Annotated in this window: 18 protein-coding genes; all 18 read left to right on the top strand. The window is 45.1% G+C overall.

The window, feature by feature from the left end; translation table 11 throughout:
- Positions 1–49 precede the first annotated feature (49 nt).
- The 18 genes from P159_RS0112615 to P159_RS0112520 all read left to right on the top strand — a co-directional run bounded on the left by P159_RS0112615 (position 50) and on the right by P159_RS0112520 (position 15,265).
- A complete protein-coding gene (locus tag P159_RS0112615) occupies positions 50–352 on the top strand; it encodes a hypothetical protein (protein WP_029544550.1) in 303 nt (100 codons plus the stop codon).
- A 182-nt stretch (positions 353–534) separates the two neighbouring features.
- Entirely contained in the window at positions 535–3,270 is a 2,736-nt protein-coding gene (locus tag P159_RS18750; RefSeq protein WP_037377054.1) for a hypothetical protein, read from the top strand.
- A 14-nt stretch (positions 3,271–3,284) separates the two neighbouring features.
- A complete protein-coding gene (locus P159_RS0112600) occupies positions 3,285–3,620 on the top strand; it encodes a hypothetical protein (RefSeq protein WP_051650346.1) in 336 nt (111 codons plus the stop codon).
- 2 nt (positions 3,621–3,622) lie between these two features.
- The gene (locus P159_RS0112595; RefSeq protein ID WP_029542011.1) at positions 3,623–4,018 is read left to right on the top strand and encodes a hypothetical protein; all 396 of its coding nucleotides are present in this window, start codon (positions 3,623–3,625) and stop codon (positions 4,016–4,018) included.
- 15 nt (positions 4,019–4,033) lie between these two features.
- Positions 4,034–8,524, top strand: coding sequence for a LamG-like jellyroll fold domain-containing protein (locus P159_RS0112590; RefSeq protein WP_029544544.1), 4,491 nt, complete (start codon positions 4,034–4,036; stop codon positions 8,522–8,524).
- Entirely contained in the window at positions 8,525–8,755 is a 231-nt protein-coding gene (locus P159_RS0112585) for a hypothetical protein (RefSeq protein WP_029544542.1), read from the top strand. It begins immediately after the preceding gene.
- Positions 8,748–10,628, top strand: coding sequence for a hypothetical protein (locus P159_RS0112580; RefSeq protein WP_029544540.1), 1,881 nt, complete (start codon positions 8,748–8,750; stop codon positions 10,626–10,628). Before P159_RS0112585 ends, P159_RS0112580 begins: the two co-directional genes overlap by 8 nt.
- A gap of 316 nt (positions 10,629–10,944) precedes the next feature.
- Positions 10,945–11,109, top strand: a complete 165-nt coding sequence (locus tag P159_RS20695) for a hypothetical protein (protein ID WP_185753729.1) — start codon at positions 10,945–10,947, stop codon at positions 11,107–11,109.
- The gene (locus P159_RS0112565) at positions 11,106–11,681 is read left to right on the top strand and encodes a GH25 family lysozyme (protein WP_029544538.1); all 576 of its coding nucleotides are present in this window, start codon (positions 11,106–11,108) and stop codon (positions 11,679–11,681) included. Before P159_RS20695 ends, P159_RS0112565 begins: the two co-directional genes overlap by 4 nt.
- 226 nt (positions 11,682–11,907) lie before the next feature.
- Complete coding sequence (locus P159_RS0112560) at positions 11,908–12,195, top strand: hypothetical protein (RefSeq protein ID WP_029541990.1); 288 nt, start codon at positions 11,908–11,910, stop codon at positions 12,193–12,195.
- Positions 12,196–12,546: 351 nt separating this feature from the next.
- Entirely contained in the window at positions 12,547–12,912 is a 366-nt protein-coding gene (locus P159_RS0112555) for a hypothetical protein (protein ID WP_029541987.1), read from the top strand.
- A gap of 99 nt (positions 12,913–13,011) precedes the next feature.
- On the top strand, positions 13,012–13,215 hold the full coding sequence (locus P159_RS0112550; RefSeq protein WP_029541985.1) for a hypothetical protein: 204 nt from the start codon (positions 13,012–13,014) through the stop codon (positions 13,213–13,215).
- 21 nt (positions 13,216–13,236) lie between these two features.
- On the top strand, positions 13,237–13,569 hold the full coding sequence (locus P159_RS0112545) for a hypothetical protein (protein ID WP_185753610.1): 333 nt from the start codon (positions 13,237–13,239) through the stop codon (positions 13,567–13,569).
- 170 nt (positions 13,570–13,739) lie between these two features.
- Entirely contained in the window at positions 13,740–13,967 is a 228-nt protein-coding gene (locus tag P159_RS0112540; protein ID WP_029541980.1) for a hypothetical protein, read from the top strand.
- Between the two features lie 12 nt (positions 13,968–13,979).
- Entirely contained in the window at positions 13,980–14,204 is a 225-nt protein-coding gene (locus tag P159_RS0112535) for a hypothetical protein (RefSeq protein ID WP_029541977.1), read from the top strand.
- Positions 14,205–14,220: 16 nt separating this feature from the next.
- Positions 14,221–14,418, top strand: a complete 198-nt coding sequence (locus P159_RS0112530) for a hypothetical protein (protein WP_029541974.1) — start codon at positions 14,221–14,223, stop codon at positions 14,416–14,418.
- A 2-nt stretch (positions 14,419–14,420) separates the two neighbouring features.
- Positions 14,421–14,609 (top strand): hypothetical protein, encoded by a 189-nt coding sequence (locus P159_RS0112525; RefSeq protein WP_029544537.1) that lies wholly within the window; start codon positions 14,421–14,423, stop codon positions 14,607–14,609.
- Positions 14,610–14,866: 257 nt separating this feature from the next.
- Complete coding sequence (locus P159_RS0112520) at positions 14,867–15,265, top strand: hypothetical protein (RefSeq protein ID WP_029541972.1); 399 nt, start codon at positions 14,867–14,869, stop codon at positions 15,263–15,265.
- Position 15,266 lies beyond the last annotated feature (1 nt).

Genomic DNA, 15,266 nt, shown 5'->3' with positions numbered 1-15,266 from the left:
GACGTATGGGGCGGGTACACCCGCCCTTTTTTAGAAAGGATTTTTCGGGATGGAAATACCAAAAATTACGCTTATTGATGGGCAGGAAATAACCCTGCCGCGCCCCACGATGCGTATGTGGCGCAGGGTTGCAGAATATGATGAAATCGACAAAGATGATTGGTCGATTATTAAAATCATGGACGAACATTCGAAGATTATCGCGGAAATGTACGGGCTGGAAGATGCGGAGAAAATTGACCCTGCCGATGTTCTCCCGCAATATATGGCGACCGCCTCTTATGTTATCCGCATTGTAAATGAAAAGCTGAAAAAAATCCCAAACGCAGAAACGGCGGAAGCGCAGAAATAGAACTTTCGCCGTATGAGCAGATTTTGAGTTTATACGCAAAATTCCAGGACGGGTATGGATGGACAGTTAAAGAAATAGACGAAACTGATTTAGCTTTTCTACTCGACCAATTATGCGTGATGGAAAAAATCGAAGCGGGCAAAAACATGGCAAATATCGAGGATGTTTTGTGAGGTGAAAACATGGCAAAAAAAGACGCAATGGGGCAGGAAATAGATTCGCTTTATCTATCATTGGGGCTTGATATTGCCGACCTAGAGTTGGGGTTTCAGACGGCAGGGCAGACGGTTAGGCAGGCCATGTCGCGCCTAAATTCCGAGGCGAAACAAATCCGTTTGCAGGCGGATATCGACGTAACAAAACTGGAAACCGCGGGGAAATATGTCGATGCGCTCAAAGCGAAGGAAAAAGCATTAACGGACGAATTAGCCGTCCAACAAAAAAAGTTGGATTTGCTTAATCGGGCGTATCAATCTAACGCCCAGACCTACGGCACAGACCACGCACTAACGCGCGGGGTTGATACTAAACGCCTTTATCAACAGAAAGATATTGCTCAACTGCAAGCGCGAATTGCGCAGGTCAATGCAGAACTAGCAAAAACCGCCCAGGTATCAACGGGAGCATTCGGAAAATTGGCGTCTGCGGCTCAGAATGCACAGGGTCGGATAGTAGGTACAGTGGGCGCAATATCGAAGCTCAACGGGGCTATTACGGGCATTGTAGCGGGGGTTTCGGCGGGTGCTGGTATCTTTGCTTTGACCGACAAGGCAATGAACGCGGGAAATGATTTGTATAAGCTGTCAAGTCGCCTGCATACAACGACCGCCGAAGCCAGCAAATTGCAAAAAGTTTTCCGCCTTTCTGGTGTTGATATTGATTCAGTTGTGCCTATTTTCGCTCGTCTCGATAAACAGGTTTTAGCATCTGCAAAAAGCCAAAATGCGCTATCGATTGCAATGGCCGAATTTGGCTTTTCGCTCACTGATTCAAACGGCAATTTACTTTCCTACGAGCAACAGCTTGCACAGCTTGCAGGGGCGTATCAAAAGGCGATTGCATCTGGGCGCGAAGCTGAATTTGTGAGAGACGTCCTGGGTGCAAAAGGGGCGCAATTAGTCCCGCTTTTGCAGGATTATGCGACGAACATGGAGATTGTATCGCGCATAAAGACCACGGGACTTTTAAACCCGAAAGAAGCCCACGAATTATATATCGAATGGCAAGCGATGCAGATGCAGGCGGGGCAATTGACGGGCGCAATAGGGCAAGCGTTAATGCCTGTGGCATCTGAGCTAATGCCCGAAATAACGGCAGGATTTGCGGAATTTGCGAAGCTGATTTCGGACAACAAGGAAGGTATAAAGGAGTTTGGCCGCGCCGCAGGAACGGCGGTAGGCGGGCTGGCATCAACTTTGACGGCGTTAATAGGTGTCTTAGGTGATGTTAAAAAAGCCATTGGCGAAGTTACGACGTCTGCCGAAGATTTGAACGTATTAAAGGAATTAGGCTACGGCGACCATGTGAACCGCGGGAAGATGCTTGGCACATTGGCTGGCGGCGTCGGTGGCTTTATGGCTGGCGGTGTTCCTGGCGCGATGGTCGGCGCGGGCGTCGGTGCAAATGCGGGCGAAGGTATCTTTGCGGGGTGGGCGAAATTATTCTCCACCGACGAAGAAGTCGCCGCCGCAAAAAAGCGACTGGAATTAAAAGAGCAGGAACGCAAATCAATCGAAGAATTTGAAAAACAACGACTTGAAGCGACTAAAACCTCCGTTGGCGAATCTGTAAAACTGGAAAAACAAGCATCCGAAGTAAAGGCAGAACTGGAAAAAAATCTGGCAGGCGCAACGAGCCAAAGATTGCGGGAACAGCTTGACGCAATAAAAGACAAGGTGCAAGCATCTATCGACCAGGGGACGACCGAAGCCGCCGCGTGGGTGAAGGTTTCGGATGATATAAAAAAGGCCATGAAAGATGCGGCAAAGGAAGCCAAAGAAGCGAATGAAGCCCTTGACCGCTCAATCTATTCCCTCACGCATAATGACTTGCAAAATTCCCTCCGCGGTGTTGAAAATTCCGCAAAAGATACGCTCAAAAAAGGCGCAGACCCCGAAAAGGTCGCGCTTGAAGAATCTTTGAAAAAAGGGAAAATCATCGAGGCGCATGAGAAAGAGGTCGCGCAATATCTCGACGGCATTTATGCTGATTCTCTTACGCAACGATTGAATCAGATTGAGCGTGAAAAGCGGGCATGGATTCAGAAGGGGCTTGACGAAGTACAAGCGACCCGCGCCGCCGAAGAACAGAAAAAGCAGGCCACAAACGATGCTGTCAAAAATATGTTTACGAGCCAAAAAAAGTATTTAGACACGTATCGGAAAGCCTTGCGGGGCGATATAAGCGGAAGCGGAATGCAGATTATAGACCGCACATTATCCCCCGAAGCCCGCCAGCAAAACGCGGTAAAAGCCCTGCAACGGCAGATGATGCGGGAAGCGGGCGTGCCGTCCTGGGAATCCACGAATATGCAAGAAGTGCTCGGATTCCAAAAAGCGATGAAAGAAGCTAATAATTGGGGCGCGAACATGGTTAAAGATGGCGGGGATTTGTCTCAGCTGTCAAACGTGCTGGCGCAGGGTAACGAGCAAGTGACTGGAATCCTGGGGCAGATAAACGGCGAAATTCCGCAAATGAATAACAATCTACAACAGATTTTAGGGGCGATTCAGCAGAAATCGAACCCGCCCCAAATCAACGTTAATCCGTCGATAAATGTCAATCTAGGCGGGGCTTATGTGTTCGACAATGCGATGAAAAAACAGCTCACGGATGATATTACCCGCGACGTTGCGAACGGAGTAACATCGGCAGTTGAGCAGGCTACAAGCCGCCTTAATACAAGTTACGGAAATTAAGGGGGGCGATAACTATGAAAATTAAAATTAACGAGATAGAAAGCTATCGCTCGCCCGAAAGTTGCATGATAAATTTTGACGATAGAATCGAAAAAATTCCGCTCATTGGCGGGAATACCGTACAGGATTACGGTCATATTTCGAGCGGTGATTCCATCACAGTTTCGGCGTTGTTTTCGTGGGACAATGCGGCGGCTATATATTCCCTTTGGGAATCCAGAACGCTTGTAAATTTCACGGATGAATCGGGGGCAATTTGGCAAGATGTGCGACTTGTTTTGCGCTCTTATAAATATTTCCCACGGTTTAAAGATTATGTGTTACTCGACTTTGAGGTTTGGAGGGTTTAAAAATGTCAAACGCTTATATTAACATCTACAAAGGCAACCCCACGGCGGCGGGCACTGATGGCACGGCAGTTTCCACGGGTGGGACTTACACCGAGCCTATCACTGTCGCGCTAAATGCGTCCGAAGCCGAAACAAAAAAGGTTAAGCTGGCGATTCGTTGCGAGACGGGATATACCACCGTTGGCGATACAACTATTGCAGATAGCGGCGACACGAATGACCGCTGGAAACTGTGCTTGACGGAGAATGGCACGTATGCAGACAGTATTACTATTACGTCGGCTATCGGCACGACAAATACGATTTTTTGGGCGCAGGCATCCAGCGCAAGTACCGAGAATCCTGGCACAGATAGAAGCGTTAGCCTTGCAGTAACGGCGACAATTACGGCAGTATAATAAGGCGGTGTTGGTATGGATATCGGCAATAAATATCTGCGGTCATGGCTTAGATTTGACGAATCGGCAACAAAAGATTTTATTGCCGATAACCAGTGGGCATCAACGGGGAACCCCACTATTTCCGCTACAAATGCGATTAGTGGCAAGGCGTTGCAATTGGACGGAAATAGCTTTATTAAATTGTCGGGCGTGGAATTAGGCGGAAGACCTTTTACGATTGATTGTATTGCTCGTGTTGATTCTTCATCTCCCAATAATGCTAGATTGTTTTCGATTATTAATCCTACAAATGGTTATTTTCTAGCATCTGTACGCAAGTCCGCAAATAATTCGTCTCTCTTTAATTTGTGGGCAAATAGTTATGCAGATTGTTCGCAGGATTACGGCTACAATGTTGATAATACTGAACCAGGAATAAATACTAGGGTTCACGTAGCTTTGGTTTATAACCCAGATACATACGGTAGTGCGTCTTTATATCTCTGTGTAAATGGCAAGGTCGGAAGATTATACAATATTCCAAAATATAATAGAGATGAATTCGATATTGTCATCGGCGCACTGCCGAATGGAAATCAAGGGCTAATTGGTTCAATTGACGAATTCCGCATTTATGATGGCGTTGATTTATGGACATCAGGCAGTAATTTCACGCCACCTGATGCATCTTTTTATAATATTATTGAGTTTTACCCCGACGTTATTAGACGGGCAAAAATCCCTGCTAGCGAGTGGCATTATGAAAATATCGGGGAAATTGATACGCTGATAAATACAACCACGGCGGTGCAATTAACAGATTTACCAGCGACTAAAAGCAGGACGGGCAAGGCATTTTATCAGACCACGCAGACGAAAATTTTTGATGTGCCCGCGTCGAAAGAAGTCTGGATTAAATTCGATGTTTATTTTGATGGGGTGAACCGTTGGCGGGCGTATGACATTTCTACGGGTAGCGGGAACGCTACGGGTATTACTGCTCAGACGGATGGCCGCATTTCGTTTTTTAACCGTAGTACGAATGTGTATTATTGGTCAAACTTGGCAAAAATCAATTCGCTTCAGACAATCATCCTGCACATGAAAGCCGATTCGACGAACGGCTTAATCGAAGCATACACGGACAATGGCGGCTTGTTGTACGCGTATACAGGGGAAGTTAATAGCGGCACGAATTTCGGCAATTTATATTTGCAATCAGACGGTAGCGGAACATTTTTTTCGAGCATTGAAATTTCAAATTCGCCGTTGTGGTTTAACGAGACATTTCTTTATTTAAAATTTGACGCTATCCGAATGCCAAAAATTCCCGCGACTTTATGGCAGTATGAAAACGCGGGTACGATTACAGATTTAATTAATACTAACACCGCCGTACAGGTGGACAACCTTCCGCAAACTCAAAGCAAAACAGGTTCGGCGTTTTATCAGACGACGGAAAATATAGCGCTGTTTGATATTGCCACGGGAACAGCGGAAATCTGGATAAAATTCGACGTTTATTCACAATCCTACGGATGGAAAATTCTTGATTACACAAATTACCAAAGCAATTCAGCTATAGTCGTCGGGATTCTCGCATTGTGTAACTATACCCCTGGCACGGTTATTCGGTTTGTTAACTACGACGGGAACAGTTACGGCATTATTGCGGATGTGTCAATGTCGGTTGAAATTGACGACACCCTTCGCACGTTTATTTTGCACATGAAGGCCGATTCAACAAACGGAATTATTGAATTGTTCTCGGATGTTGACGGGCTTGTGTATTCTTTTAATGGCGCAGTAAACGGCGGGATTCCTTTTTCTAAAATTGACATTGTTTCTGGCGTTGACAGTGGTGACGCAGACTTATTTTCTAATGTCATTATTTCGAATAATCCGCTCTGGTTTTATGATAACGTTTCTGCCGATATATCTGTTAGCTTCTCAGCAGATGCACAGCGCGAAATTTTAAAAAGTCTGTTACTGTCTTTTGATGCCGAAAGACAGCTTGTTGGCGGTTCAATCCAGCAGAATTTTTATGCGGATGTTGAAAGAGTATTAGCTATAAGCGCCGCTTTTTCGGCTGATGTTGAGCGCGATATTTGTGCAGATTTATCGGTTAGTTTTGATGCTGAAAGATTGCTTCAGAACGCTGTTGTTGTGTATTTCGATGCGCAAAGAAATATTACCGACGAGGAAATCTGGCGTTATGAAAATGTAGGTTTGCTTGAAGGGTTGCTGAATACATCAAACGCCAAACAATATAACAACCTCCCCGTCAGTAAAAGTAAAACTGGCGTAGCCTTTACGCAGTTTGAGAAAACAAAAGGGACTTTTCCTATCCCCGATACCGACAGAGTTTGGATAAAATTCGACGTGTATCGTGAAAATGGTGATGCTCAATGGACTGTTATTGATGAATACTCGACTAGATTTGCGACGGTAATTAGAACAGATTTCTGGGATACGGACGATATTGATATAGACAACACTATGGCCGCGGGCGGTTCATCAGCTATTGCAACACTAGAGAACGTTGCGAAAACGGATGGATTGCAGACTATTATTTTGCATCTGGAAGCTGACGACACCGATGGCATCATCGAAGTTTATACCGATGATGGTGGCTTGATTTATTCGTATAGCGGCCCTGTTCATGTGGGAATGCCGTTCAAAAATCTCGTGCTTAATTCGAGTTATTTGCTCGATAGTGCGCCTTATGCGTTATTTTCAAATATCGTTATATCGAACGGCAAGTTAGATTTTACGGATAATGCGCATTGGCCAGACATTTCCCTAACGCTTGATATCGATACGCAACGCGTATTAACGGCGCAGGCGAATTATACAATAGACGCGGAAAGGATTGTTTGCGGTAATGCTATAAACGTAGATTTGCAGGTCGATGCAGAAAGGTATCTTGACGACTATAATAAAAACATTACCGAAACATTCTCAGCGGAAAGAGTAATAATTAACACGGTGGAAATTCCGATTGATATTCAGCGGAATCTTGTACGGAATATTGTTGTCCCTGTGTATGTACCGCCAGAGTATAATCCACCGTCTCACGACACGCCAGTTTTCCCACGCCCCGTAGACAATTCGGTTATTCAGAGTTGCACTATTTCGATGCAAGAACAGCAATTGACGGATAATATTTCTTTTGTTTATGCGGCTCACGTAAACATCATGGATGCGGTCAATCTGCAATTTCTTGATTATATTATTCGCGGGCGGGTGGAGGAAACGACGACAAAAGGCATTTTGGAATCTTGCCATTTAACGTGCGATGTTGACGAGATATTATATCGGCAGTTGGCGTATGAAATCCCCGAAAATAAGTTTGAGTGGACGGCGGAGTATTTAGCGGAAATTAACAGATACAATGCCGCGCATGAGGAACAAGTCGAGAAAATTCCGTCCGCGCCCGCAAGTGCTCATATTACGGAAATAGCAAGTAAACTAGGGAAAAATGTTTCTTTACAGTTTACTGATTTTATATCTACTATGAGCACAACCGTACAATCTGGCTCGAATTATTCTGGATTGATTTCGGAGCTTTTTGGATGGACTTCACGAATCCCGCATTTAATGATTAACGTGTATATGCGAAACGAAACTATTTACGTTATTCAGCGCGGGCAGGAACAAAATACGATTGTTCTGGATAATTTAAAATTAGCCGAGCCGACAATAAAAAGAAAGCTCATGCGCATGACATGGGGGAGCGACCCGTGGAGCAAAACGGAAGTCGTTTCACGCATGAAAGAATGGAGTGAGTTCGATGAAGAACCATATAACCCACCCGAAGAAAGTGAGGAGGAAGAAGGCGGGGGGACGGCAAAATACGAGGATGATAATTTAGTAAAAGAGACTACAGTAGAGCACGGAGAGGAAAAAGTCGTCACGACGTATGAATACATCACAAAAGGCGATGGGCAAAAATTCTTGCATAAGGAGACGGCGGAAACGTATAGCGGCGGTGAATTGGTCGATAAGGTCGTTACAACTCACGAGCCCGTAAGCTATACTCAAGCGCACGTTTATAGCACCGACGACGACGGCGTTATTGGTGGCGTCGTCACTAATTCTAATTTTGATGACCGTATAACGCCGTATCAGCAAAATCAAATTGCAGGCGGGGGTAATTCTGGGCGTAGTGGCGGAATTGTTGTCAGTGATAGCGATGGCAATAAATATTTATTGTACGGAATTATTCATCACCAGGATAAAGAGCAAATCGGAAACCGTACAATAAACGGTGTGACGCTCATAGACACATCGTTCCCCGTTGACGGTGAAGCCATGCTGAAATCATTGACGGATGCGATTGTTTGGCTCGACCGCAAAACCGAAGAATCAATCACTGTTGACGTTTATGATTATCCGCACGTGATTGATTTCAATGATAAAATTTCCCTGGGCGGAAATATTTATTATTTGCGGTCTAATACGGTAACTGTAAACGAGAAAATCAGAAATAAACAGACAATCGAAATCGTGAGGTGGTATTAAATGGCGGATTTAAGCAGGATGAAAAACGCGGTGTCTAATCTGGTATCACAGGCCATTTACGACCGCACGAAAAACCAAAAAGCACGGCGCGGAATTGTGCGCGGTGGGAGCGTGGTTATTGGGGAGAAAGTTCTCCCATTTGCCCCTGCCGTTGATATGTTTTTTAAAGATGGCGACGCGGTTTGGTGTATTATCTCAGATAACGGAATGGCGGTGGTTGTCGGTGTCTAATGGGTATGAGTATCTGAGGGCAGTTACCGTCGCTTCCGTGGGCGGTGGCGGCATCACAGACGAGGATGGGCGCTTTTTACGAATGATTGGAAATTTGCCCGTAAAAGTTGGCGACAGAGTTTGGACGGATGGCCGTATCGTTTACGGCCATGTTCCCGTCCGTCAAACTGTGACAGATTTTAGTCGGGTTTCGGGGTATCTTTTTTATGGATTTGGCGCGGGTTTATTGCGCAAAAATGGCACGCCCTACGGGTGGTCGGAATGGAAGTACCCCGACATTATGTGGTTTAATTTGCCTAGCGAAATAAAGCCCATAAATGGTAAAGGCGGCGTTGTTGCGAATTGGATGTATACAACAAAAGACGCGATTTATTGCGCATATTTAACAGATGCAGGAATCCCGCAACATTATGCGGGCGACTTGAATTGTTTTCTCGATATGCGGGTGACTAAAACAAGCGTTTTCACGGCAGAATTTTTGTCGCAGAAAGCACCTTGGCATGGGTTGAACGCAGATGCGCCGCAAGGCAAAAATCGACCTTTCCGTTTTTTTGCTATCAATTTTTATTATACGCAAAGTGAGGGGACGGATGATTTCGGTTTTAATTGGGTGACAGGGAATCCGTGGGTCGCAAATAATCCGATTTTAGTAGTCAAGCAGAACGGCACGCCGATAGCTCAAATGAATTTAGGGCAGTTCGAGTTTGCGATTGATAAGCTGAAAGAAATTTATTTAGAGTATAATGACGACGGAGGTGATACGGAAATTTGGAAACGCTATTCGCAAGAAGGGAATTATTCGGGAGAAGAATTAACGAACGTTGATATTTGGGTATCATATCTGCATACGCAAGTTTTAAATTTTGTATTTACGAACGATAGTGGCGCATGGGAAATGATAATTTTGACGATTGCCGAGGGTGTTTGTTCTCCGCATACCATCGACCAGGAATATGATAGGGACGAAGGAGAATACAAAGATGTTTCGTCATATTATCATGTTTATTGCCCTATTGTGTGTTATGTTTTGCGGGTAAAATCTACGGGAGCAATAGAGATTTTGCAACACTGGCTAGTCGTAAATAAAAACACAAATAACGGGATATCGAAGCGAGAATGGACGAATGCGCAGGGAGCAGAAGTAACAGAAATAAACGAAAAAGAGTTCCCCGTCGTGCGGATAAACTGTCCCGACAATTGCTCAATAATGACCGATTTTAGGAGAACATTTTCGGGAGTAGCGAACGGACGAAGAATCCAGTATTTAATCGACCCCGATGTATGCGGTTATCTCGAAACAACAAACCCCGACAAAAGCGTTATGACAGAGGGCGCAGTGAGAAGTTATCGCCGCGAAAGACTTTGGACGGGGAACGCCGAAATTAAATCTGAGCATCAAATCGGCCTTTGGGCGTATGAAAGTAAATATACATTTTGCGAAAGTGTCGAATCTGGTTTTGCACAATTAACCACGGGCGCGACTTCTTATTTTGGGCGGCTTGCGTTCTGGGAGATTAACGACAATCGGTGGGTTTATTCCGTCTTTCCTTACGGATGCGTCTTGATTGACAACAAGGCGATTAACCCCGACGAGCCATCACCAACAGACCAGGAAACGGAGTTAAAGAGATACTGCTTTAATATCAATTTTGAATACGTAAAAAACCTGCGCCGTGCAACACATAATATAAAAAATATCAATGACCTAATTGCAGATGTGAGGTCAGGGAAACTCTCAAAAGATAAAAAGTCCTCTGCACAGGGGGTAACGGGTGATAGACGTGGAAATAATCTTGCAGAACGCAGTATCGGTAACGCTCTTATTAGGTTTCGTATGGGGCATTTTTTCATATTCGATTTTAAAGCCGCTTAATACATCAATCAAAAATTTGAATGATGCTATTAAGGATTTGCGCATGGAATTATTAACCGCCGAAGATAGACGACACGAACTGGAATTGCGGGTCGCAGAATTAGACCAACGAACCCGTTCAGACCATTCCAGGCTCGAACGATTGGAGGGAAAAGTCGATGGCATGGAGCACAGATAAGATTATAGCCATGGGCGTCTTGGTGGCGTTTTTTGGCGCGATAATTATGGGGAGCGATAAAGACCTACAGACATTCCTGGCGGGCGGTTTGCTCGGGTATCTACAGCGGCATACGGAGGGGAAAGAGGGGAAATAGGGATGCGAAAACTGTGGGATAAACTTCGGAATTTGGGACATACAACATTCGAACGCAGAATGCGTGTGATGGGGTTTTATCCAGGGGCGGAAACGAATAATTTCCGTCTCTGGTTTAATGATGAAGATGAAATGATTGTCGAGCACAAAAAGGGGGCTAAATTATGACAAATGGCATTGACGTAAGCGAAAACAACGGTCGTGTAGATTGGGAAGCGGTTGCAGATGCAGGCATGAAATTCGCGATTGTGCGGAGTTCTTACGGGCGTTACGCGATAGATGAAGATTTTGTGCGTAATGTCAACGGGGCGCACGACATGGGCTTGCTGTGTGGCGCGTATCATTATTCGTATGCGCTTAATCCCGAGCAGGCACAGCAGGAAGCGCGGAACTGCAAACAGGCCATTGATGAAGCGGGCGTGCTTTTAGAATTGCCTGTATGGTTCGATATGGAAGATGCGGACGGATATAAAAAAGCCCACGGTTTTGACTTCTCCCGCGAAAATGTAACCGCTATATGCAGGGCGTTTCTTGACGAAATAAAACCGCTGGATTGCGGCGTATATGCGTCCCTGTCCTGGTTCGAGAACTATATTGATTGGCGGTCTTTGGGGTGCGCGGTGTGGAATGCACAGTGGGGGCAGTGTGACGATATAAAGGGGTATATGTGGCAGTTTACCGATTCGTTGAATATCGGCGGGAAGGCGTTTGATGGCGATGTTTTGTATCTCGACATTTAACGCAAACGCATTTTTTGCGTGTGTTAAATCGTGTTAAAATCGTGTTAAAATCGAGTTAAATCATGCGAAAATAACTTGCATTTTTGGCACATTGGTGCGCCATATATGACGCAAATCCAGTATTTATGCGGGCATTTTAACTTGCCTGCAACTTGCAAAAACTATCTAAAACTATCTATATTTTATCTATTTAGTTAGATAAATTAGATAAAGGGGGGCGTGTATAATGTCAAAATGGGTTGAAATTAGGGATGCGGTCATAAAGCACATTGACGTCGAAACCGTCACGGAAAAAACAAAGCAAGATTTCGTCCTTTGGCTGTCGGAAATTGTTCTGCCAGTCGTCCGTCCGTATGCAGATAAGTTTATCGCCCAGGTGCGGGAGCAGGCGGAAAAAGAATCTGGCTGGACGAAAATCCGCGACTTGATTGTGATTCCGTTCGCGGTCGAGGGTGGCCTATGGCTCATTGATAAATTTTTGACAAAGGCGGTTGCTAATACTGGCGACAAGTGAGACAATAATTATTGCTTGAGGAGCTATAGCCTTTAGTTACGACAGCAAAGGGGCGTTTTGACGATGCGCCCTTTTTTGCTATAATGATAGATGCTTATAGATTTACTTTTGAATAGCCGTGGCAGTAGTAGCCACGGCCTTTTTTTGTGGTTTCCTACTATTATAAGTAATGCGGACAGGTGTGCGCCATGCGTGGACATTGTAATTGATATGTGTTTTGCGGTATACATAAAAATATAGGGCGTACCCCATTGACAACGTATGGGGTATGCTATATACTCTAATTAGACAAGGGGAACACAACACAAAAACAAAAAGGCTCAATGACAACTACATAGGGAGGGCGACAACATGAGGAAAGCCAAAAAAATCCAGGTCGGAAGCGTAATTCAATTCCCGTGGTATCAGTTTGAACCATCACGGAGCGGCTGGAATGGCTGGATGTTCCGAGCAGGCATCGTCGAAAAGCTATATGTAAATAGCAAAGGGCGGAAATGTGCAACGGTCAGATATTGTTCGAATATTGCAGACCGTTATCAAATGTTACCGAACACCGAAGCCACAAAAAATATTTATCAGGAATATTTATTCGAATTTAACGTGGATTTGGAGCAAAAAAATTATAAGCGGTGCAGGGCACTCGAAAAAGAAGGGCAAAAAGTTTGTTGGGGTTGCGACACCGCGCTACTTGTCAATCACGGGATAATTACAGAATAAAATTTAATCCTTGCAAATGCCCGTTTATTTCTAAACGGGCATCATGGAGGGATTAACCTCTAAAATGATTCTTGATAACTACATAAGGGGGCGCACATCATGGCAGTATCAAGGCAGGAAGTTAAAGAACTGAGCAATAAAGACCTGCTGAGACAATTCCAGAGCATTACAATTACATCCATATTCGAATGCAACACCCGCCGCGGCTTAACAAAATCAACAGCCAGAGCGGAAGGAATTATTACACGGGAGCTTTGCGAAAGGCTCGGGGTTGAGTATTACCCCGAGGACTGGAAATATTAAAGAATGTAAAAGGGGGCGTAAATGATGAAAGAATACTTAGTGTTGGCGCAACACAAATTTCAGTGTGAAAAACACTTATGGACTAATGTCCGTTGGTCGATGGAGACTAAATGGACATACGACAACATTGAGGAGGCACGAAAAGGATTGACGGAGTATTTGAAGGCGTGGAAAGGCGAGCACAGCTACAACAAAGACGGGACACGAACCGAAGTAGACAATTTCAACGGCTTCGGGATTGCAACTAAAATTACTAAATCTGAGGACGATAACTGGCGTGTGGTGGCGTGGAAAATCAAGGTTAGAGAGGTAACGCCGTGGGAAGAATTGGAATGTGATTGGTACGTGAAGTAACACGTTAATTCTTGCAAGTCGCTCCTTCCTCGGAAGGAGCGATAATGGAGGGATTAACCCCCAGGGCATACACAAAGCAAACACGGCTCGACCCGAGGGTAAAGGGCGGAGGATGTGGCGGACAGCGAAACGAACTTGTAAGGATTTTTTAATAGTTGAGGGGGGCACACATGAGGAAAGCAACCATAACGCATAATGATGTCTCGTATTCCATGACGGATAAAAATTTTGTCCGTAATGGCTATGGGGCGATAAGAAACAGCAGGGAAAAAATGGCTTTAGATGAACATTTAACGGAACTGCTGAACGATGTTTTTAGCAATTTTTCGGGGCTGGATTTATGGCACGAAGTTAATGCAATTTGGATTGAAGCCCGATTAACTCACAGCCTTAATTAAGGGGGTGCGAATATGATTAAAGCATACACAGAGGAGGAAAAAGAGCAGATTAAAAAAAGGTGTGCAGAATTTAACATTGAGATTGACCCGTATATGATTAAGGTGTGGGGCTGGAAATATTACGACAGAACGCCCGAAGAATGGCAGGAATATATCGCACGTGAGGAAGAATCAGAACTAGAAAGTTTTCGGATTTATTGCTGTCATACAAACCCGCATTATCGGGCTTATAATTAAAAAGGGGGCAAAGAATATGTTATTAAATATTATGCAGGCAAAACGTATCACCCAGGCCAAAACGTCCGATTTAATCAGTATTATAAGCGTATGTGCAAAAAGGCAGGGCATTGCAAAAGAGAGAAACGACAGTAAAAAAGAACAGTTTTATCGGGAAATGGTAAATCTTGCCGATTTTGAATTACGCAAGCGGCTCGATTTCATGAGGGGGTAACAATGGCAACCAGCGAAGCACAAAAGCGGGCGACCGCGAAGTATCAAAGGAATCTCGCAAGCGTGACCTTCCGCATAAAGCGGGAGGAGCTAGAGCGGTACAAAGCGACCGCGGAAAAAATGGGGCTGTCGTTCCGAGCATACATACTGCTCGGGATGGAGAGACTAGCGAAGGAAAACGACCTGCATTGATGGACTGGCGAACTCAATAGCGGCGGCGGGTGTATTAGGTAGGGGGCTGATTGAGACAACGCCAGGGCATCTGATTTTTCGGCGGTTGTTTGAAAGGAAAAAGCCGTCAACGGAAGGCACATATTTTCTCGGTACTCTTTTGAAAGCATCCATCTGCAAGAAGGGCAGGCGGGGGAACACTTAGAAAAGAGGACGCGCGAGCCGAGGCGAAGTCATTCGGCAGGGGGCATTGACAGTAGAATAAGGAGGGGCGAACAATGAAAAAGTTGATTATAGACCGCGCACACGAAGCGGAAATAAATGCGGCTTTGGTAGAAGCCCAGGGCAAAGCAACCGCCAGAATTATTAGTGATTATGACGAATTGGAGGAATACGTCGAGGACTACAAGAAGGAATTGCCAGACGTGCCAAAGCTGGCATTTGAGGGGTGCGAGTTAATCATCAGCGTGGGCGCAGGCGCGTTCCCGAGTGCTTATAAATATCGTCCTATGGGGACATACTGCATAATAAGATTTCGCAAAGATGGAAAAGGCGAGGTTGTAAAAATTGGGCGCGCGGATTGCGAAGGGGGCAAATCCTGGCGGTGGCGCGTAACTGAGAAGATGCGGGCATACATAATGACCGCAATGCGCTGTGAAGTCATAGAGGAGGAATAAC

This window comes from Selenomonas sp. AB3002 (genome assembly GCF_000702545.1).
Lineage (GTDB): Bacteria > Bacillota > Negativicutes > Selenomonadales > Selenomonadaceae > Selenomonas_B > Selenomonas_B ruminantium_A.
The sequence above is the reverse complement of the archived record's forward strand: the minus strand, read 5'-3'. Positions and strand labels throughout refer to the sequence as shown.